The 19,751-nt window shown below is 74.1% G+C and carries 21 protein-coding genes; 10 read left to right on the top strand and 11 right to left on the bottom strand.

Features of this window, described 5'->3' with window-relative positions; all coding sequences use genetic code 11:
* Positions 1-113 precede the first annotated feature (113 nt).
* The 3 genes from AB0C78_RS02235 to AB0C78_RS02225 all read right to left on the bottom strand — a co-directional run bounded on the left by AB0C78_RS02235 (position 114) and on the right by AB0C78_RS02225 (position 3,216).
* The gene (locus tag AB0C78_RS02235; protein ID WP_360740744.1) at positions 114-599 is read right to left on the bottom strand and encodes a hypothetical protein; all 486 of its coding nucleotides are present in this window, start codon (positions 597-599) and stop codon (positions 114-116) included.
* Positions 600-702: 103 nt separating this feature from the next.
* Positions 703-1,503, bottom strand: coding sequence for a thioesterase family protein (locus AB0C78_RS02230; RefSeq protein WP_360740742.1), 801 nt, complete (start codon positions 1,501-1,503; stop codon positions 703-705).
* 42 nt (positions 1,504-1,545) lie between these two features.
* On the bottom strand, positions 1,546-3,216 hold the full coding sequence (locus AB0C78_RS02225; RefSeq protein WP_360740740.1) for an LCP family protein: 1,671 nt from the start codon (positions 3,214-3,216) through the stop codon (positions 1,546-1,548).
* Positions 3,217-3,561: 345 nt separating this feature from the next.
* On the opposite strand from AB0C78_RS02225, the gene AB0C78_RS02220 reads away from it, so the two are divergent.
* The 3 genes from AB0C78_RS02220 (at position 3,562) to AB0C78_RS02210 (ending at position 6,093) form a co-directional block, all read left to right on the top strand.
* Positions 3,562-4,536 (top strand): glycosyltransferase family 2 protein, encoded by a 975-nt coding sequence (locus AB0C78_RS02220; RefSeq protein WP_360740754.1) that lies wholly within the window; start codon positions 3,562-3,564, stop codon positions 4,534-4,536.
* Positions 4,537-4,636: 100 nt separating this feature from the next.
* Positions 4,637-5,458 carry a hypothetical protein gene (locus tag AB0C78_RS02215; protein WP_360740738.1) on the top strand — a complete coding sequence of 274 codons (822 nt, stop codon included), beginning with the start codon at positions 4,637-4,639 and terminating at the stop codon, positions 5,456-5,458.
* 68 nt (positions 5,459-5,526) lie between these two features.
* Positions 5,527-6,093, top strand: a complete 567-nt coding sequence (locus AB0C78_RS02210) for a Uma2 family endonuclease (protein ID WP_151547282.1) — start codon at positions 5,527-5,529, stop codon at positions 6,091-6,093.
* Between the two features lie 22 nt (positions 6,094-6,115).
* Here AB0C78_RS02210 and AB0C78_RS02205 read toward each other — a convergent pair whose 3' ends face one another.
* Together AB0C78_RS02205 and ispD are read right to left on the bottom strand one after the other, a co-directional pair.
* Positions 6,116-6,868 carry a glycerophosphodiester phosphodiesterase gene (locus tag AB0C78_RS02205; protein WP_360740735.1) on the bottom strand — a complete coding sequence of 251 codons (753 nt, stop codon included), beginning with the start codon at positions 6,866-6,868 and terminating at the stop codon, positions 6,116-6,118.
* Positions 6,865-7,566, bottom strand: coding sequence for a 2-C-methyl-D-erythritol 4-phosphate cytidylyltransferase (gene ispD / locus AB0C78_RS02200; protein WP_360740733.1), 702 nt, complete (start codon positions 7,564-7,566; stop codon positions 6,865-6,867). Before ispD ends, AB0C78_RS02205 begins: the two co-directional genes overlap by 4 nt.
* 111 nt (positions 7,567-7,677) lie before the next feature.
* Here ispD and AB0C78_RS02195 point away from each other — a divergent pair, with 111 nt between their 5' ends.
* The 6 genes from AB0C78_RS02195 to AB0C78_RS02170 all read left to right on the top strand — a co-directional run bounded on the left by AB0C78_RS02195 (position 7,678) and on the right by AB0C78_RS02170 (position 12,702).
* Positions 7,678-8,493: a hypothetical protein gene (locus tag AB0C78_RS02195; RefSeq protein ID WP_360740731.1), complete on the top strand. Its 816-nt coding sequence runs from the start codon at positions 7,678-7,680 to the stop codon at positions 8,491-8,493.
* Positions 8,490-9,095, top strand: a complete 606-nt coding sequence (locus AB0C78_RS02190) for a DUF5941 domain-containing protein (protein WP_360740729.1) — start codon at positions 8,490-8,492, stop codon at positions 9,093-9,095. Before AB0C78_RS02195 ends, AB0C78_RS02190 begins: the two co-directional genes overlap by 4 nt.
* The gene (locus tag AB0C78_RS02185; RefSeq protein ID WP_360740727.1) at positions 9,092-9,823 is read left to right on the top strand and encodes a phosphocholine cytidylyltransferase family protein; all 732 of its coding nucleotides are present in this window, start codon (positions 9,092-9,094) and stop codon (positions 9,821-9,823) included. The genes AB0C78_RS02190 and AB0C78_RS02185 overlap by 4 nt, the downstream gene beginning before the upstream one ends.
* A gap of 62 nt (positions 9,824-9,885) precedes the next feature.
* Positions 9,886-10,965, top strand: a complete 1,080-nt coding sequence (locus AB0C78_RS02180; protein WP_360740752.1) for an iron-containing alcohol dehydrogenase family protein — start codon at positions 9,886-9,888, stop codon at positions 10,963-10,965.
* Positions 10,955-11,824 carry a CDP-alcohol phosphatidyltransferase family protein gene (locus AB0C78_RS02175; protein ID WP_225992513.1) on the top strand — a complete coding sequence of 290 codons (870 nt, stop codon included), beginning with the start codon at positions 10,955-10,957 and terminating at the stop codon, positions 11,822-11,824. The genes AB0C78_RS02180 and AB0C78_RS02175 overlap by 11 nt, the downstream gene beginning before the upstream one ends.
* Positions 11,821-12,702, top strand: a complete 882-nt coding sequence (locus AB0C78_RS02170; protein WP_360740725.1) for a glycosyltransferase family 2 protein — start codon at positions 11,821-11,823, stop codon at positions 12,700-12,702. Before AB0C78_RS02175 ends, AB0C78_RS02170 begins: the two co-directional genes overlap by 4 nt.
* Here the strand turns inward: AB0C78_RS02170 and AB0C78_RS02165 are convergent.
* Complete coding sequence (locus AB0C78_RS02165) at positions 12,695-13,327, bottom strand: TetR/AcrR family transcriptional regulator (protein WP_151546454.1); 633 nt, start codon at positions 13,325-13,327, stop codon at positions 12,695-12,697. The genes AB0C78_RS02170 and AB0C78_RS02165 overlap by 8 nt on opposite strands.
* A 146-nt stretch (positions 13,328-13,473) precedes the next feature.
* Complete coding sequence (locus tag AB0C78_RS02160) at positions 13,474-14,433, bottom strand: RNA polymerase sigma-70 factor (RefSeq protein ID WP_360740722.1); 960 nt, start codon at positions 14,431-14,433, stop codon at positions 13,474-13,476.
* Positions 14,434-14,645: 212 nt separating this feature from the next.
* Between AB0C78_RS02160 and AB0C78_RS02155 the strand changes: the two genes are divergently transcribed.
* Positions 14,646-15,131: a carboxymuconolactone decarboxylase family protein gene (locus tag AB0C78_RS02155; RefSeq protein WP_151546456.1), complete on the top strand. Its 486-nt coding sequence runs from the start codon at positions 14,646-14,648 to the stop codon at positions 15,129-15,131.
* A 67-nt stretch (positions 15,132-15,198) separates the two neighbouring features.
* On the opposite strand, the gene AB0C78_RS02150 is transcribed toward AB0C78_RS02155, so the two are convergent.
* From AB0C78_RS02150 to AB0C78_RS02135, 4 genes are all read right to left on the bottom strand, one after another.
* Positions 15,199-17,655, bottom strand: coding sequence for an AAA family ATPase (locus AB0C78_RS02150; RefSeq protein WP_360740720.1), 2,457 nt, complete (start codon positions 17,653-17,655; stop codon positions 15,199-15,201).
* An 87-nt stretch (positions 17,656-17,742) separates the two neighbouring features.
* On the bottom strand, positions 17,743-18,378 hold the full coding sequence (locus AB0C78_RS02145) for an SDR family NAD(P)-dependent oxidoreductase (RefSeq protein ID WP_360740718.1): 636 nt from the start codon (positions 18,376-18,378) through the stop codon (positions 17,743-17,745).
* Positions 18,375-19,121: an acetoacetate decarboxylase family protein gene (locus AB0C78_RS02140; protein ID WP_360740716.1), complete on the bottom strand. Its 747-nt coding sequence runs from the start codon at positions 19,119-19,121 to the stop codon at positions 18,375-18,377. Before AB0C78_RS02140 ends, AB0C78_RS02145 begins: the two co-directional genes overlap by 4 nt.
* A gap of 100 nt (positions 19,122-19,221) precedes the next feature.
* On the bottom strand, positions 19,222-19,716 hold the full coding sequence (locus AB0C78_RS02135) for an SRPBCC family protein (RefSeq protein WP_360740714.1): 495 nt from the start codon (positions 19,714-19,716) through the stop codon (positions 19,222-19,224).
* Between the last annotated feature and the right edge of the window lie 35 nt (positions 19,717-19,751).

Here is a 19,751-nt window from a genome sequence, read left to right as displayed (position 1 = left end):
AATATTAAAAAATAACAACTCAAAAATATATTCTAATTAATGTTTTTTGATTTCTGTAGTGTGATCTTCCTATCTCCCGGTCCCTCCCGGTGACCGCCCGCCCCGGCGTCCGGTCAGTCGTGGCTGATCTTGACGATGATCTTTCCGTCCTTGGTCATCCGCGGGCGGAACGTCAGGCCGTTGACGGTCGAGGACGAGCCCGCGCCGGCCCACGAGGCGTCCATCGAGGTGACCATCTTGCTGTCCCGGCCCTGCGCGGTGAAGATCACCCGCGGGCCGTCGGTGCGGACGTCGATGCCGTCCACCCCGTACTTCGGGTCGAGCGGGATCCGCTGCCCGCTCGCGACCTCCACCTCGCAGTCGGCGTCGAGGCAGGCGTTGAGGTCCGTGCCGTCCTTCGCCGCGCCCTTCTTGCCCTTCGGGGCGGCGGCCGGGCCGCCGGACGGCGAGGGCGCGGCGGCCGGCGCGGCGGCGTCGCTCACCGACGGTACGGGCTCCTCCGCGGCGGAGAGCCGGGCGCGGGTCTGCGCCGCGCAGCCGGTCACCGCGAGCGCGGCGACGGCGGTCGTGCTGATCAGGCCGAGAAACCTTGTCGACATCCTCTGGACTCCTGACGGTGACGTCTCTGTGCACCCATGTCACTACCCAGAGTAGTCGATCAAGAATCGGACGCCGCTCCGCGGGGCTCGTCGTCGTGCCAGGTCAGGGCGTTGGCTGCGCGTCCACGATCATGGTCTGCAGCACCCGCCCGAACTCTCCGTGACCGTCGGCGAGGGTCGCCTCGCACAGCGCCCCGCCGCGCGGGCTGACGCTCAGCGACGCGGCCATGCACAGCCACTCCCCGGCCGGATCGCGGTGCAGCGCGACCGTGAGGTCGGTGTTGATGATCATCCACTTGGCCAGGTCGAGCTGGCTGCCGACGCCGGACGCGCTGTCGGCCAGGGTGAGCGCGCGCACCAGCGGCGAGTCGGTCTCGCCCGCGACCAGCGGGATCCGGGACCGGGCCCACGTCGTCCCGGGGCCCGGCTCGAAGAACGAGCCCTCGACGAGCCGCCACTCCATCGCCGACAGGTAGCCGTGCGTGTGCAGCCCCGGCGTCGTGAACGTCCGGCCTTCGTCCGGAAGCGGCGGCGGCGCGGGCGCGTGGACGGTCTCGGGCACCTCGGCGGGCGCCGTCAGGATCCGCCAGGCGGTGGCCCGCACGACCGGCCGCCCCTCGTGCGTGAGCTCGCCCTCCAGGAGCGCGACCCGCCGCCCCGGGCGGACGACCCGCGCGGACACCTCCAGCTCCGCGACCGGGACGGGGGAGAGGATCTCGATCGTCACCCGCGCGACGCGGGTCCCGGGCACCGGGTCGGTGCGCTCGAACGCCCGGCCCATCAGGCCCGCGACCGGGCCGGCGTGCTGCAGCGACGGCGACCAGGGGCCCGCTGTCGCCGGGGTGCTCGCGAACCGCCCGCCGCCGAGCGGCTCGTAGAACGCCTCGGGAAGGTCACCGTCCAACGCCCTGCTCCTCTCCACGATCTAGAACGTTATTCTAGATCGTCAGTGGCAGAGCTTCTCCGTGGCGGTCCCGGAGTCCAGCGACGACCCCGACGCGGGCGACGCCGTCGGCGCCGGCGAGGCCACCTTCACCTTCTTCACGCCGTCCCAGTCGGCGCCCACCATCACCTGCACCCGCGACCCCAGCGACGAGACCTCCTTCAGCTTCGCGTTCGGGATCGCCGCCGCCAGGGTCTTCGCCGAGTCCTCACGGCCCGGGCCGTACTGGATCTGCGTGCGCTGCTGGCCGCGCCGCGCCACCCCCGGCACCACCGTGACGTGGAAGCCGTCCTTCGTCAGCTGCGAGCCCGCGCGCGTCGCGAGCCCCGGCGTCCCGATCGCGTTCAGCACCCGGACGCTGATGTCGTCCGGCGGCACCGTCGGCCCGTCCGACGGCGTCTTCGACGGCGACGCGCTCGGCTTCGGCGCCTTCTTCGTCTCGCTCAGCGGCTCGTCATGCCGGATCCGCCCGAACAGGTCGTTCGCCTTCGCCTGGTCCCACTGGACGGTCGACTGCGGCGTCGGCGAGTTCCACAGCTGCGCGTTGTACCCCGGGTTCGCCAGCGGCACGTTCGCGAACGTCAGGCTGTCGGTCGACAGGTCCTTCATCTGGTCGGCGAGCTTCGGCAGGCTCTTGGCGAGCTCGGGGTCCACCCGCAGCGACTTCAGCGCCGCGTTCAGGAACCTCGTCGACTTCACCGGGTCGCTCAGCGTCTTCGATGACAGCGCCTGCTTCATCATCGACGCCATGAACTGCTGCTGCCGGTCGATCCGGCCGAGGTCGGTGCCGCCGGTCAGGGTGTAGCGGGCCCGCGCGAACCCCAGCGCCTTCAGCCCGTCCACGTGCGACTTGCCCGCCGGCAGCCGCAGCCCGCTCTTCGGGTCGTCGATCGCCTGCTCGGTGCACACGTCCACGCCGCCGAGCGCGTCCACCATGTTGACGAACCCGTAGAAGTTCACCTCGATGTAGTGGTCGATCGACACGCCGGTCGCCCGCTTGATCGTCGCCACCGTGAGGTCGGGCCCGCCGAACTGGTACGCCCAGGTCAGCTTGCCCGGACGGGCCGGGATCCGCTGCCCCTTCGCCCCCTCCGAGCCGTTCGACTCGTGCGCCGGGATCGTCACGTACGAGTCGCGCGGCAGGCTCACGATCGACACCCGGTCGTGGTCGCGGGACACGTGCACCAGCTCCATCGTGTCGGACCGCTCGCCCGGGTCGTGTCCCAGCTTCGCCGCCTTCTGCTGCGCCTTCGTCAGCCCCTCGCGCCGGTCGACCCCCGCGACCAGGATCGTCATCGCGCCCTTCGGGCCGTCCTTGCCCTTGCCGAGCCCGCCGACGTGCACCTTGTCGATCGCGCCCGTCACGTAGTTCTGGAACGCCCACGCCCCGCCCGAGGTCAGCAGCACGAACGCCGACATCGTCCCGGTCAGCGTCAGGAACCGCTTCTGCCGCCGGGCGCTCATCGCCGCCCGCGGGCTGATCCGGCGGCCCGGGCGGCGCGGCCCCCGCGGCCCGTCCACCTTCACCCTCGGCGCCGGCATCCCGTCGATCGTGACGCCTTCGATGTCGCCGTCGTCGGCGGGGCCGTCGGCCGCCCCGCCTGCGGGTCTGGGCCGGAAGTAGCGCTCCAGCGGGTCGGCGTCGCCGCGTCCCGAGTCGTGCCCGTCTGCCATGCCGACGCCCGCCTCCCGAAGACCTCGTTCTCGCGTGGGTCCCCACCACTCTAAAGTGGGGAACACCCGTCCGTTCGCTACCTGGACCTCGTGTCCTTGCAGTAACGTGGCGCCGTCTTGACCACACCCCGGCGGCCCGCACGCAAACCTGGGTGGCGTGGGCTGCGTCAGACAAGCAAGCGAGAGAGAGGAAGGGGGGCCTCCCTCTGGCCGCGGCACCCCGTCGCCACGGTCGAGGACGGCCCGCGAGCCCACATGAATCCATCTCCCCACGCCCAGCGCACGACACGGCACGCACCGCAGCGAAGCACCGGCGAACGCACCTGGCCCGCGGTGTCGGTGGTCATGCCGGTCCTCAACGAGCAGCGCCACCTGACGGACTCCGTCCGGCGGATCATGACCCAGGACTACCCCGGCGAGATGGAGCTCGTGCTCGCCGTCGGGCCGTCCCGCGACCGCACCGAGGAGATCGCCCGCCGGCTCGCCGGCGAGGACTCCCGCATCGTCGTGGTCGCCAACCCCACCGGGCGCACCCCGCAGGGCCTCAACATCGCCATCAAGGCGTCCCAGTACTCGATCATCGTCCGGGTGGACGGGCACTCGCTGCTGCCGCCCGACTACGTCCGCGCCGCGGTCGAGACGATGGAGGAGACCGGCGCCGACAACGTCGGCGGCATCATGGCCGCCGAGGGCGTCACCCCCTTCGAGCAGGCCGTCGCCCGCGCCATGACGTCCCGGATCGGCGTCGGCAACGCCCGCTTCCACACCGGCGGCGAGGCCGGCGAGGTCGAGACCGTCTACCTCGGCACGTTCCGGCGCAGCGCGCTGGAGCGGGTCGGCGGCTACGACGAGACCTTCACCCGCGCCCAGGACTGGGAGATGAACCACCGCATCCGGCAGACCGGCGGGCGGATCTTCTTCACCCCGCGGATGCGCGTCACCTACCGTCCCCGGCCCAACCTGCGCGCGCTCGCCAAGCAGTACTTCCACACCGGGCGCTGGCGCCGCGTCGTCGGCCGCGAGCACCAGGGCACCCTCAACCTGCGCTACCTCGCGCCGCCCATCGCCGTGGTCGCGATGACCGCGGGCGTGGTCGCCGGGGCGTTCGGGTTCTGGCCCGGCTGGATCCTGCCCGGCGGGTACGCGGCCGCGATGATCGTCGGCGCCGCCGTCGAGGGCCGCGGGCTGCCGGTGTCGGCCTGGATGCGGCTGCCGCTGGTCTTCGCGACCATGCACGTCACCTGGGGCGTCGGGTTCCTGACCAGCCCGCCGCGGCTCGGCCAGCCCGCACCCGCCAAACCCGGCGAACCGGTGGTGTAGCGGCGGAATCCGGCCAACCTCCCCTGAACCCCCGTGCGTTTCCGCACGTCTCAGGGTTAGGTTCGACGGGATCACGCCCGCCGGACGCGAGGAGGTCGCCATGTCCAACGGCGCACGGCACGGCATAGGCGCGGTGGGGGGACTCGTCGCGACCGCCGTGGTCGGATGGTGCCTGCTGTTCGGCACGAACAAGATGTTCCGCGCCACGCGGTTCGGGCTCGTCCAGCTGCGCAGCTACCACGGCAGCGACCTGTGGATCGGCACGCTCGTGCTGCTCGTCGCGGCGGTCCTGATCGGCCTGGTGGTCGGGTCCCGCGTCTCACCGCTCGCGTCGCTCGTCCCCGGCGTCGTCTACGCGGCGCTGGGCGTGCTCTGGATCGCCGATCCCATCTGGGCGACGCAGCACACCTCGAAGAAGCCCATGCCCGACAACCTCGTCGAGGGCTACCTGACGTTCGCGCCGATGGGCATGTTCCTGCTGCTCGGCGCCCTGCTCGTCGTCGCGTCGGTGCCGCCGTCGCGGTGGCGCGCCCGGACGGCCGGGGCCGCCGCGCCGCGCTACGCCGGCCCGCCGCCCGCGCCGATGGGTCCGCCGCCCGCCGCGCCGGGCGCCCCGGGGCCGCTGGGCGCGCCTCAGGCGCCCGCACAGGACACGCCATGGGGACGGCCCCCGCAGTACGGCCAGCAGCCTCTCGCGCAGCCGCAGTACGGCCGCTCGGCGCAGCCGGGCCTCCCGCAGGCGGCGTCCCCGGCCCAGCCGCCGTCCGCGCCGCCGGCCCAGCCTCCGGCGCGCCCCGCGTCCGGCGCCGTCCCGTTCGAGGACGACGACGCCTCCCCGCCCGCCCAGGGCGGCGGCTCCGGCGAGGGCGTCGGCGAGTGGACGCAGATGTACGGCGGCGACGACCTCCGCGGCAACCGCTAGCGTGTCAAGGACAGTACGCTGAGTCTGTCAGGGCCCGGTCCGGCCGACACAGCCCGGGGAGGTGCGTCATGACCGCCGGGATGGTCGCCCCCGCGTGGATGCATGAGCAGATCACGGCCGAGCAGTACGACTCCTGGTCCGACGAGCAGTGCGCGGGTATCGAAGTCGTGGACGGGATGGTCGTCGTGAGCCCCAGCGCGTCCAAGCGCCACAACCGCCTGGCCCGCGTTCTGGCGAACGCCCTGGACGACGCCGGTGGCCCGGAGTGGAACGCCGACACGGACTTCGACGTCCGGCTGCAGGACGTTCCGCTCACCAATCGCCGGCCGGACGTCGTCGTGTACCGGGCGGACACGATCGACGTGACCCCGACCCGCCCGGAACACGTGCTCCTGGTGGCCGAGGTCGTCTCACCGGGCTCGGAGACCACCGACCGGGTCGTGAAGGTGGACCAGTACGCCCGGGCGGGCATCGCCTTCTACTGGAGGATCGAGCAGGCCGCCACCGGCGTGCCGCTGCTGTACACCTACGTTCTGGACCCGGCGACGGCGGCGTACCGGGAGGGCGAGGTCTTCACCGGCAAGGTCAAGGTGTCGGCTCCGTTCGCCATGGAGGTCGATCTCGGCTCCGCTTGAGGGCGACCCGCCGGGGCTTCGCCTAGGAGAGGGCGGTGAGGACGCCGGGGACGTCGTTGACGACCATCGCGTCGACCCCGGCGGACGCGTAGTCCGGGGCGCGGTCGGCGGCCGGGCACCAGGCGATCACGTCGAGGCCCGCCTGGTGCGCGACGTCCACGCAGTGCTCCAGCGGCCGCAGCCGGCTGTCGGGGTGCTCGAACCCGCACGAGCCGGTGTGCACCGCGATGGCCTGCAGGTCCAGCCCGGCCGCGGCCGGGACCGCGTGCCACATCGGGAACCGCAGCCAGGTCAGCAGGCCGAGCGGGACGTCCGGCAGCTCGCCGCGCAGGAACACCAGCAGCGCCGGGTCGAACGAGGTGACGAGCAGCCGGCGGCGCCGCGCCTCGCGCTTCAGCACCGGCAGCAGCAGCGCGCCCGTCCGGCGGGACGGGGCGTCCACCGCGTCCTCCAGCACGGTCTTGACGTCGACGTCGACCGCGATGCCGGTGGGCAGCGCGTCGAAGATCTCGGTGAGCAGCGGCAGGCCGCTGGCGTCGGCGGGCATGTCGACGATGTGGTCGCCGCCCTCGACGGTCGGGTCGTGCCGCAGCACGAGGTGGTCGTCGGCGGTGCGGGTCACGTCGATCTCGACCCAGCCCAGCCCCGCGGACGCGGCGGCGAGCAGCGACTCCAGGGTGTTCTCCGCGACCGGCGACGCGGCGCCGGGCGGGGTGAGGACGCCCGCGCCGTAGCCGCGGTGCCCGATGACGGCCGGGGACTTCTCGAAGATCACGGCAGGTCCTCCCGGGCGAGGTGCTCGGCCACCACCGCGTCGAGCGGCTGGGTGACCTTGAGGTTGCGCTCGCTGCCCGCGACCACGCGGATCGGCACGTCCGGCAGGTAGCGGTGCACGATCCCGCAGTCGTCGGTGGCGCGCAGCGCCGGATCGGCGAGCGCCAGTTCGTAGGCCTTGCGGATGGTGCCGAGCCGGAACCCCTGCGGGGTCTGGAACCGGCTCATCGTCTCGCGCGGCGGCATGGACGCGACCACCCCGCCCTCGACGACGACGATCGTGTCCGGCGACGGCACGCCGACCGCGACGGCGTCGTGGCCGTCGAGCGCGTCGAGCACCCGGTCGATGACCGGGGCGTCGACGAACGGGCGGGCCGCGTCGTGGAACAGCACGCGCGTGTCGTCGGCGTGGCCCTCCAGGGCGCGCAGCGCCGCGACGGTCGAGGCGGTGCGGGTCGCGCCGCCCTCGACGACGCCCGTCACGGTGCGGAACGGCGCGGCGATCACGCCCGCCTCGCGCAGGTGCCCGGCGGCCATCACCACCAGCACCTCGCCGACCTCGGGATGGGCGTCGAACGCGGCGATCGCGTGCGCCAGGATCGGCCGGCCGCCCACCTCGATGAGCTGCTTGGGGCGCCCCGCGCCCATGCGCTCGCCGATGCCGCCGGCGAGCACCACCGCAACCGTCCGCGCCGCCATCTCTCCCTCTCGCCGCGCGCACCACATGCACGCCCGTTCCTGCGACAGTGGGTCACCGAGTCGCTACGCTGAGCTGTCACCCGTACGCTTCGATCTCGCCTGGAGGAGCCGATGGTCAGGGTGCGCCCCCGCCGCCGGCCCGCCACGCTCAACGTACCGGAGGCGGCCGACGCCGTGGAGGAGAACCGTGCCCGCCCGGAGCGGGCCGCCGGACGCGCGGAGCGCCGCCGGGCCGCCGCGCACCGCGGCGACGGGCTCGTCGCGGCGTACGCGGTCGGCGGGTACGCGCCGCACCTGGTGCGCTGGGCGGCGTCGCGCGGCCTCACGGCCGAGACGGTGTCGGGCATCTCGTTCTGCTTCGGGGCGCTGGCGGCGGTCTGGTTCTCCGCCGGTACCCGCGACGGGATGATCGCCGGGGCGGGGCTGCTGTACGTCTCGTTCGTCCTGGACTGCGTGGACGGCGGCCTCGCGCGCGCGGCGGGCACCCCCGGGGCCGCGTGGCCGGCGGGCGTCCTCGGACGGGCGAAGGAGGCCGCCGTCTACGCGGGCCTCGCGGTCGGCGCGGGCGCCGAGCCGCCGGGCGGGCCCGGGTTCGCCGGGAACGCGTGGGCGGCGGCCGTGGCCGCGCTGGTGCTGCTGACGGTCCGCCAGACGCTGGACGTGTCCTACGCGGCGTCCCGGTACGGCCGGCGCCCGCGGCAGGGCCGCATCCGCAACGAGGTCGCGCGCCGCGCGGTGCGGGCGCTGGCGCTCCCGGCCGGCGAGCGGTTCGCGCTGATCGCCGTCACCGCCGCGCTCGCGGGCGCCCGCGTCACCTTCGCCGTCCTGCTCGTGTGGGGCTCGGCGGCGGCCGCGTTCGTCCTCGCCGGGCACGCCCGCGGCTCGTTCGCGCACGCGGCGCCCGCGCCGGGATCGGCGGACCGGTGAACGCCGCCGTCCAGGTCGGGGACCACCGCGACGACGGGCCGGTGTGCCTGGTGCTGGGCCGGACGGCGCGCGGCAGGCTCCCGCCGCTGCCCGCCGTCACCGCCGCGGCGGGCGTCACCGCGCTGCTGCTCGCGGCCGGCGCGCACGGCCCGCCGGCGCCCGCGCTCCTCGCCCCGATCGTGGTGATCCTGCTGGCGGGTCCCTCCGCAGGTCACCCGCATGCCGGACGGCTGGACTGGCTCGTACCGCCCATAATCCGCGCGATCGAGTATGGTTACCTCGCCGTACTGGGGTTTGCGCAGGGAGTGTCGGCACCGCTCGTCTACGTGCTGGCGGCCGTCCTCGCGCTCCACCACTGCGACGCCGCGTACCGCTCCCGCCAGGGAGTCCGGCCGTGGGGGCTCGCCCTCCGCGCCGGTCTCGGCTGGGAGGGCCGGATGCTCTGTGTGGCCTTCGCGGGCCTCTGCGGGCTCCTTCCGATCGCGTACGCTGCGCTGGCCGCCTACCTTGGTGTGCTGTTCGGCAGCGAGGGCGTCGCCATGTGGGCGCGGTCCGGTCGCGGCGGCGGTGTGATGGTCGACTGGGAGGAAGAGAAGGCATGATCGGCATGGTGCTGGCAGCGGGCGCGGGCCGGAGGCTGCGGCCGTACACCGATACCCTCCCCAAGGCCCTGGTCCCGGTGGACGGCGACACCACCATCCTGGACATCGCGCTCGGCAACCTCGCCGAGGTCGGCCTGACCGACGTGGTGATCGTCGTCGGCTACTGCGCGGGCGCCGTCGAGGAGCGCAAGGCCGCCCTCGAGGAGAGGTACGGCGTGTCGATCACGCTGGTCCACAACGACAAGGCCGAGGAGTGGAACAACGCCTACTCCATGTGGCTGGCTCGGGAGCACTTCTCCAAGGGCGTCCTCATGGTCAACGGCGACACGGTCCATCCGGTGAGCGTCGAGAAGACGCTACTGGCCCACCGCGGACCGGACATCCTCCTCGCCGTGGACAACGTGAAAACTCTCGCCGACGAGGAGATGAAGGTCATCCTCGACGAGGGCGAGCACCTGAAGACGATCACCAAGCTGATGGACCCGTCCACCGCCTACGGCGAGTACATCGGCGCGACCCTGATCGAGCCCGCCGCCGCGGAGCCCCTCGCCGACGCCCTCAAGGCGACCTGGGAGAGCAATCCCGACCAGTACTACGAGGACGGCTACCAGGAGCTGGTGAACCGGGGCGGCCGCATCGCGGTCGCGCCGATCGGCGCGGTCGACTGGGTCGAGGTGGACAACCACGACGACCTGGAGAAGGCCCGCCGGATCGCCAAGACCTACTGAGGCCGCCGGCGCCACACGCGGGACGACCCCGAGCGAGGAGGCCCATGCCCCTGCTGACGCGGATGCTGAACGCGCCGCTCTCCATCGACGTGCGGCGCGGCGCCGTCGCCGCCCTCGGCGAGCTGCTCGCCGACAAGCGGATCGCCACCGAGGGACGGGTGGCCATCGCCGTCGGCCAAGGCCAGGGCGACCACATCGCCGAGCACGTCCGCCCGTCCCTGTCGGCCTGCGAGGTGTTCCAGGTCGAGGGCGGCACCGTCGACGCGGCCGTCGGCCTCGCCGGCCGGCTGCGCGGCGGGACGTTCGAGGCCGTCGTCGGGATCGGCGGCGGCCGGACGATCGACGCGACGAAGTACGCGGCGACGCTGTCGGGCATCCCGATGGTGTCGGTCGCCACGAACCTCTCCCACGACGGGATCTGCTCCCCGGTCGCGTCCCTGGAGCACGACAAGGGCAAGGGCTCGTTCGGCGTCGTGATGCCGCTGGCGATGGTCGTCGACCTCGACTACGTGCACACCGCGCCCGACCGGCTCGTCCGCGCCGGGGTCGGCGACGTGGTCAGCAACTTCTCCGCGGTGGACGACTGGCTCCTCGCCGCCGACGAGTGCGGCGAGCGCGTCGACCGGATGGCGCTGACCGTCGCCCGCACCGCCGCCGAGGCGCTGCTGCACCAGCCGGGCTCCATCGAGTCCGACCGGTTCCTCACCGTCCTCGCGGAGGGCCTGGTGCTGTCCGGGATGGCGATGTCGTTCGCGGGCGACTCCCGCCCGGCGAGCGGCGGCGACCACGAGATCCTGCACGCCATCGACCAGCTCTACCCGGGCACCGCGAACCACGGGGAGCTGGCGGGGATCGGCGCGGCGTTCTGCTACCACCTGCGCGCCACCCGGCTCGACGGCGGCGGCGCGGGCGCCGGCGACACCGCCGGGGAGCGGCTCGCGGAGATCCTCGCCTGCCTCGGCCGGCACGGGCTGCCCCGGTTCCCGGCCGACGTCGGCCTGACCGAGGAGCAGTTCGCGGAGGCCGTGCTGTACGCCCCGCGCACCCGGCCCGGCCGCTATACGATCTTGGAACACCTCGGCCTCGACAAGGGCGAGACGCTCAAGGCGGTGGAAGAGTATGTCCAGGCCCATGGAGGCTGAGCTCCCCGGACCCCCCGCGGCCGGCCCCGGTTCCCCGGACCCGGGCGACCACCGCCCGCCGCGCAACGCGGCGCGGGTCGCCGACATCCGCCGGTACGGGCAGCCGCCCGGCCTGAAGGACCGGCGCAACGAGGAGCACTGGGCGGGCCGGCTCTACATGCGCGACCTGTCCCCGTACTTCGGGTGGATCGCGCTGCGCCTCGGGTTCAGCCCGAACCAGCTCACCTACCTGATGATGCTGAGCGGCATCGTCGCCGGGGTCGTGGTGTCGCTGCCCGCGTCCGGCACGGGCGCGCTGTGGACGGCCCTCGGCGGCGCCCTGCTCATCCAGGTGTACCTGCTGCTCGACTGCGTGGACGGCGAGGTCGCCCGCTACCTGCGGCAGACGTCGGTGGCGGGGGTCTTCCTCGACCGCATCGGCCACTACCTGTCGGAGATCTCGCTGCTCATCGGGCTCGGCTTCGCCGCCCAGGGCGGCTGGAGGAACGGCGGCTGGGCCGAGCTCGGGCTCGTCGCCGCGCTCGGCGCCGCGCTGATCAAGGCCGAGACCGACAACGTCGTGGTGGCCCGCGCCAAGTCCGGGCTGCCCGCCGACCCGTCCGGCGGCGACCGGGCGCTGCGGCCCCGCTCCACCGGGATCGCGCTGGCCCGGCAGGCCGCGTCGATGCTGCGCTTCCACCGCATCATCGGCGCCGTCGAGCTGTCGCTGCTGATCCTGGCCGCCGCCCTGATCGACACCCTGACCGGTGCGGACGCCCCCGTCGCGATCCGCGTGCTGATGGTCGCCGTCGCGCTCGTCGCGGTCGTGCAGACCCTGCTGCACCTGGTCAGCATCCTGGCCTCCCGGAGACTGAAGTGAAACTCAGCGTCGTCGTCCTCACCATGGGCAACCGCCCGGACGAGCTGGCCCGCGCCGTGCGCAGCGCGCTGGAGCAGGAGCACGCGGACGTCGAGGTCGTCCTCGTCGGCAACGGCGTCGACCCGGTGGGCGACCGCGCGGGCGTCCCGCCGTTCGACGACGAGCGGGTCAAGACGATCAGCCTGCCGAAGAACGTCGGCATCCCGGCGGGCCGCAACCGCGGCGTCGAGGCGTCCTGCGGCGACGTGGTGCTGTTCCTCGACGACGACGGCTGGTACCGCTCCACCCGCCTCGGCACCTACCTGCGGGACCGGTTCGCCGCCGACCCGGGGCTCGGCGTCGTGTCGTTCCGGGTCCGCGACCCGGAGGGCGGGCGCGGCGAGCGGCGGCACGTCCCGCGGCTGCGCGCCGGCGACCCGGAGCGCTCGTCGGAGGTCACGACGTTCCTCGGCGGCGCCTGCGCGATCCGCCGCGCCGCGTTCGACGCGGGCGGCGGCCTGCCGGAGGACTTCTTCTACGCCCACGAGGAGACCGACCTCGCGTGGCAGATCCTCAACGCGGGCTACCACATCGTGTACGACGCGTCCGCGGTGATGTTCCACCCGGCCGTCCTGCCGACGCGACACGACATGTTCTACCGGTACAACGCCCGCAACCGGGTCTGGCTGGCCCGCCGGAACCTGCCGTGGCCGCTGGCGTTCACCTACCTCGCGGTGTGGGTCGGCATGACCCTGCTGCGCGAGCGCAAGCCGAGCGCGCTGAAGCCCTGGTTCAAGGGCTTCGTGGAGGGCTGGCGGAAGCCGGCGGGCCCCCGCCGCCCGATCTCCTACCGCACCGCGTGGCGCATGACGCGGACGGGCCGCCCGCCGATCATCTGACCGCCGACAGGATCAGGTGGGTCAGCTCCCGGGTGATGTCGTCCAGGGGGATGGTCTGGTCGCGGGCGGACCAGTGGTGGACGAGGTTGTTCACCGCCCCGATGATCGCGATGACGGTGAGGCGGTAGTCGCGGTCGGCGGCCTCGCCGCGCTCCACCGCCTCCCTGATCATCGCGAGCATCGTCTCCTCCCAGTGCGCGCGCCACTGGAGCCGGTGCCGTTCGAGGCCGGCGCTGACCCCGATGACCTCGACGAACGCGATGCGCGCCCAGCGCGGGTCGCTGGCGGTGACGGTGACGAAGGCGCGGACGGCGCGCTCGACGCGGGCGGGCAGCGGCTCGCCGGCGGCGCCGGCGTAGGCGGTGTCGAGGGCGGCGCGGGCGCGCTCGTTGATGCCGCGGTGCAGGGCGGTGAGTAGTTCCTCGCGTCCGGAGAACTCCTCGTAGAAGTTGCGGGTGGACACGCTGGCGGTGGCGCAGAGCCGCTCGATGGAGGTCGCCGCGTAGCCGCGGGTCCCGAACAGTTCGAGGCCGGCGCCGAGCAGCCGTTCCCGACGGTCGGCGCGGCGCTCCTCGGCGGAGCGGCCGCCGTAGCTGCGGCGGGGGGCGGGGTTCCGGCCGCTCATCAAACTCCATTCCGGCGGGGGTCGGGCTGGCAGCGCCAGCCTAACCGCGCCCGCACCCCCGCGCGCCCCGCTCACCGCCCGCCGCCGGCGCCGGGTTGTGGCATGTCGCCCTCATGGCGGCCGGGATGACGGCGACACGCCACAACTCAGCGGAGGACGGGGGTCTCCCGCGTCATGCGCGAGAGCTTCTCGGGGTTGCGGACGGCGTAGAGGCCGGTGATGAGGCCGTCGTCGACGCGGACCGCGATGACGGTGTCGATCTCGCCGTCGAGCCGGAACACCAGCGCCGGGTAGCCGTTGACGTGGGCGGGGTGCAGCGACGCCGCCGCGCCGAACCGGTTCAGGCCCGCGGCGAGGGGCGCGACACGGTCGGCTCCCGTGATGGGCTCCAGTGCGGCCTGCGCGAGCCCGCCGCCGTCGCCGAGGAACACGACGTCGGGGGAGAGGACGTCGAAGAGCCCCTGGAGATCGCCGGTCTCGATCGCCTGCTTGAACGCCTCCAGCGCGCTGCGGGTCTCGTCCGGGGAGACGGCGCCGCGGGGCCGGCGCGCGGCGACGTGCGCCCGCGCCCGGTGGACGATCTGGCGGACGGTGGCGGGGTTCTTGCCGACCGCTTCGGCGATCTCGTCGTAGGGCAGGTCGAACACCTCGCGCAGCACGAACACGGCGCGTTCGGTCGGCGCGAGCGTCTCCAGCACCAGCAGCATCGCCATCGAGAGGCTGTCGGCCAGCTCGACGTCGTCGGCGACGTCGGGGGCGGTCAGCAGCGGCTCGGGCAGCCAGGGGCCGACGTAGGACTCCTTGCGGCGGCGGAGCGTGCGGAGCCGGCCGAGCGCCTGGCGGGTGGTGATCCGGACGAGGTAGGCGCGCCTGTCCCGGACGGTGTCGAGGTCGACGCCGGTCCAGCGCAGCCAGGTTTCCTGCAGGACGTCCTCCGCGTCGGCGGCGGAGCCGAGCATCTCGTAGGCGACGGTGAACAGCAGGTTGCGGTGGGTCACGAACGCCTCGGTGGCGGCGTCGGCGCGGCCGGGCGCGTCCGCCGGTGCGTCCGCAGGCGGGCTCGCCGGTTCCGCCGGTGTGCTCGTCGGGTCCCCTGGCTCGTTCATCGCCGGCTCCTGTCCGCTCGTCCTCAAGGCTGCCACGCGCATGAGATGCCGGCCGCCGCCGCCCTGTGACACCCGCGGCCGGTGGCGTACGTCACAAGGCCGTGCCGTCACAGGGCTCGGGGCACCGGCATCTCCATGGCATCAGGACGCCGCACGGACGGACCGCGCGGCCCGCGGCTCCCGCCAAGGGGCCCCGCTACGGAGGAGAAGACATGGAAGCCCGATTCGACCTGATGGCCAACGAGCTCGGCGCCAAGATCGGCAAGCGGTTCTTCAACGTCAGCCTGGCGATCCAGCAGTCGTCGCTGCCCCGGACCGTACAGAACCTGGCGATGCTGCGCGCCAGCCAGATCAACGGCTGCGGCTACTGCGTGGACGTCCACAGCAAGGACGCCGCGGCCGCGGGCGAGACCGCCGTCCGGCTCGCCCTGGTCGCGGCCTGGCACGAGTCCACGGTGTTCACCGAGGCCGAGCGCGCCGCGCTGGCGTTCACCGAGGAGGGCACCCGGCTCGCCGACGCCCACCCGGGCGTGTCCGACGCGACGTGGGCGCGGGTGCGCGAGCACTACGACGACGACCAGATCGCCGCGCTCGTCTACCTCGTCGCGATGATCAACGCGGCGAACCGGCTCGGCGTGACGCTCCACACCAAGGGCGGTTCGTACGAGCCCGGCGCGTTCGCCGCCCTGGAGAACTGACCGGCGGACCCCGGCCCGGGCCTGCGCGACCTGGGCTGGCCCGGGGCCGGGGCCGTGCCGTGCCGCGTCAGCCGGACAGGAGGATGCCCTCCCACTCCGGCTCCGACGTCAGGACGACCAGGTGCTGCGTGGCCCGGGAGACCGCGACGTAGAGCACGCGGAGCCCGTTGGGGGACTGCGCGGCGACCGTCTCCGGCGCGGCGATCACGGCGGCGTCGAACTCCAGGCCCTTCGCCTCCAGGACGTCGAGGACCTGGACGCGGTCGGGCAGCCCGGCGGCGAGGCGCTCGCGGGCGGCGGCGTCCCACCGCGCCGACGCGATCTCGTGCGGGAGCGGGATCGTGCCCTCGTCGTGCACCTCGGCCGGGTGGAACGGGACGATGACGCCGATCGTCCCCTCGACCTGCGCGAGCAGCTCCTCGGCGGCCTCCCGGGCCGCGGCGGCGAGCCCCGACTCGGGCAGGACGCGGACGACCGGCGCGATCCCCGACGAGCGGACGGCGCGGGCCGGGCGCGCCTCCGGCAGCGCGCGCGCCAGCACCCGCGCGGACACGGCGGCGATCTCGGTGGAGTTGCGGTAATTCGTCGTCAGCTCGTACTCGTGCCGGGTGCGGCGCGGCGCGGGCTTGCGGCGGCGGTTCCGCGACGACGGGCGCTCCCCGCTGAGCGCCGCCTCCATGGCGGCGCGGGCGGCGGGGAGGTCCTCCCAGGCGCTCTGCGCCGGGTCCTCGACGACCGTCCAGCTGGCCTGGCGGCCGCGGCGGCCGAGCATCCGCCACTGCATCGGCGACAGGTCCTGCGCCTCGTCCACGACGATGTGCGCGTACTCGGGGCGCTCCTCCACCACGCCGTCGTCGACGCGGCGGGACCGTTCGAGCCGCTCCATCGACGTGGTGAGCTCCTGCATGTCCGGCTCCCAGTCGTCCTCCGCGACCTCCTCGCCGGTGAGGATGTTGACGCCGTCGACGACGAACGGGTCGTCCGCGGCGGCGGACGCGCGGCGGCGCGACGGGCGGGGCGGCGAGCCGAGCAGCGCGTCGATCTCGTCGATCAGCGCGACGTCCTGGTAGCTGAACGGCGCGTCGCCGGCCCACGAGGAGGCGAGCCGGGCGACGTCGTCGCGGTCGAGGTCGCGGCCGGCGGCGCGGCGCAGCCGGGCCGGGTCGCCGAGCGAGCGGAGCACGTCGGCGGGGCGGCGGATCGGCCAGAACGCCACCAGGAAGTCGGCGAACTCGCGCTGCTCGCGGACCCGGGCGTCGAACTGCTCGCGGGGCGTGCCGTTGCCCGCCGGGCGGCCGCCGGGCTCGTCGTCGAGGGAGGCCAGGCCGTCGGCGGCGAGGATCGCGTTCCACAGGCCGGCCTCGGCGCCCTCCGCCTCCCGTGCGGCCTCCGGCCCGCCGAGGTCGGTGAACCGCTGCCACAGCGCGTCCAGCAGCATCTCGGCGACCTGCCGGCGGGCCGCGTTCACGCTGCCGCGGCTGCGCCGGTGCACGTCGTTGCGGACGCGGTCGAGGACCCGCCGGTCGAGGGAGACGACGACGCCCTTGAACACCACGCGCAGCTCGTCGGGCGCGCCGGGGGCGTGGTCGGCGACGGCGCGGCGCAGCACGGCCGCCATCGTCTCCGCCCCCTTCAGCGCGGCGAGCGCGGGCGTGTCGTGGACGGTCGCGGTGGCGCCGTCGACGAGGTCGCCGAGGGAGCGCAGCGTCGCCGAGCCCTCGCCGAGGGACGGCAGCACCCGCTCGATGTAGGCGGTGAAGCGGCGGTTCGGGCCGACGACCAGCACGCCGCGCGAGCCGAACCGGCGGCGGTGCCGGAACAGCAGGTAGGCGACCCGGTGCAGGGCGACCGCCGTCTTGCCGGTGCCGGGGGCGCCGCGGACCAGGACGGTCCCGTCGGCGGGCGCGCGGATCACCTCGTCCTGCTCGCGCTGGATCGTCGCGACGATGTCGCGCATCGCGCCCTCGCGGGCGCGGGCGAGGGAGGCGAGGAACGCGCCGTCGCCGACGATCGTCATGCCGTCGGCGGCGTCGGGGTCGAGGAGGTCGTCCTCCAGGTCGACGACGGTGTGGCCGCGCGAGTGCAGGACGCGGCGGCGGACGACGCCGCGCGGGTCCTCCGGGGTGGCGCGGTAGAAGTCCTCGGCGGCGGGCGCGCGCCAGTCGATGACCAGGGAGTCGTGCTCGCTGGTGCGCACGCCGATCCGGCCGACGTAGCGGACCTCGCCGGACGGCTTCTCGCCGGGGGCGAGGTCGAGCCGGCCGAACACGAGGCCGTCGTCGGCGACGTCGAGGGCCTGGGCGCGCAGCGCGGCCTGGTGGACCATCGCGTCCCGGTCCACCAGGGAGCCCTTCGTTCCGGCGAGCGACTGCCGGTAGCCCTCGCGGATCATCGCCTGGGCGTCGGCGCGCATCTCCTCCAGCCGCGCGTAGGCGATGTCGACGTACCGCTGCTCGGCGGCGATCTCACGGTCCTTGACCGTGCCGCCGTCTCCGGTCGGCCGCCCGTTGACCTGGGACGACATGCAGGCTGCTCCTCGCGCTCGGCTCGCCGGGACGACCCCGGCGCCCTAAGGGGCGAAAGAGACAAGCCTATGCGGTCCCTCCGACGTTCAGCGCGGCGGCGCGGACGCCCGGGCCCGGCGCGGACGGCGGAGCGCGAGGCGCAGCGGCCCGGCCGCTCCGCCGGGCGCCACGTGCACCTCGCCGGGGCGCGCCAGGGACCGGTCGATCTCGTCGAGGACGAGCCGGTCGGGGACCCCGGCGGGCGGGCTCGCGCAGCGGAACGCGACGCCGCGCCCGCGCTGCTCGGCGGCGAGGGCCTCGACGAAGGCGCGGGCCGCGGCGGAAGCGGCGGCCGTCGCCGGCGACGCGCCGGACGGCGCGATGACGATGACCTCGCCCGCGCCGCGCTCCAACATCCCGGGCAGTGCCGCGCGCACGAGGCCGGCGGGGCCGAGGAACGCGTGCCGCATCACCTCGTCGAGGGACGGTTCCGGGGCGGCGGGCGGTGGGGCGATGACGAGCCGGTGCACGGCCCCGGTCACGCCCAGGACGCCCGCGACGTCCTTGGGGTCGGTGATGTCGCAGGCGCGGACGTGGGTGTTCGGCGAGCGGAGCGCGGTGGCCGCGAGCCCGTCCTCGTCGGTGTCGACGGCGACGACGTCCCACGCCGCCGCGGCGAGCCGCCGTGCCGCGAGCGCGCCGATGCCGCGGGCCGCGCCGGCGACCAGTGCCGTCCGCCTCACGAGTGAACCTCCTCGGCCGGGTCGAACGTCATCGACAGGTGCCCGACCGTAGTGCTGCTCAGCGCGCGCGCCCGGTCCAGGCCCAGGGCACGCAGTTCCTCGGCTACAGGGTGGTCGCCCAGGACCACCTTCGCGCCGCCCGGACGCATCCGGACGTCGGACGGTGTGAGCGTCCACGGTGTCCGGCGGGTGACGCCGTCCAGGCACGAGTACGCGTCCACCTTGGGCGCTCCGGCGCCGCCCGGCATCGGCGCGCCCGGCCGTACGGCCACCTCGATGGCGGTGCGGCCGCCGAACTGCACGGCGCACCGCTTGACGCGTCCGGCGAGGTCCATCGGGATGTCGGCGAGCTCCTTCGGGAAGCCCCAGATGCTGCGCCCGCACTCCAGCGTGAACTCCTGGTTGACGGGGAGCCAGTGGATGAACGCCCCCACGTCCCGCATGCCGCGCAGCCGCCCGAGGCCGCCGGACGGCGGGGGCGTCCCGGGCGGGCGCACCAGGAACGCGACCGCGAACTCGTGGTAGGGCCCGAGGTCGCCGTCGGCGTAGCGGACGAACGCCAGCGAGCAGATCGCGCGGCCCGCCATGGGCTCGGCGATCTCGAGGCCGGAGTAGGCGATGACGGCCTGCGCTGCGGCGGCCGGGACGGCGAACATGGCCGAGGCGACGGCGGCGTCCCGGATCTGCACCGGAAGCGCGACCTCGTGCCCCTGGATCGGATGGACTTGCGCGGCACTTGTCACACCGGTAAGTAGAACAGGTTCTCGTTTTGCTGCCAAGAGCGGGCCGCGCCCGCCGCCTCCGCCGCGCCCGCCGCCCGCGTGCCCGCGCGCCCCGTCCGGGTCAGCCGCGCTCGACGCCCGCCTTGATCCGGCCGAGCGTCGCCCGCATGCCCGCGCGGTTGAGCGCGGCGCGCTCCTCGGCCGGGACGCCCGTGAACACCTTCCCGAGCAGCGAGACCAGGCCCGCGCCGCGATTGCCGCGCCGCAGGTCCTCCCAGTACTCGGTGAGCCGCGTCCGGTGGTCGTCCTCGCCGCCGACGGCCTCGATCCGGTAGCCCCACAGCGCCACCGGGAGGCCGAAGCTCGACACCCGGAAGGCGAACGCCTCGCCCGGGACGGCGACCGTCACCTCGCAGGTGGTGAACCACACCCGCCAGCCGAGCCGGTTGAACCCGACGAACTTCGTGCCGGCCCTGACGGCCCGGCCGCGGATCCACGTCGCGAAGACCTCGGGGCTCCACTCGCGCATCCGCCGCAGGTCGGCGACCGCGGCGTAGACCGCCCGCGTCCCGGCGCCGATCGCGACGCTCTCCTCGACCACCCACTCGCGTTCCATGGGCCGATCATCCCATCCCATGACCGCCCGGTCAC

Origin of the sequence: Actinomadura sp. NPDC048394 (assembly GCF_040651755.1) — a bacterium.
Taxonomy (GTDB): Bacteria; Actinomycetota; Actinomycetes; order Streptosporangiales; family Streptosporangiaceae; genus Spirillospora; species Spirillospora montaniterrae.
The sequence above is the reverse complement of the archived record's forward strand: the minus strand, read 5'-3'. Positions and strand labels throughout refer to the sequence as shown.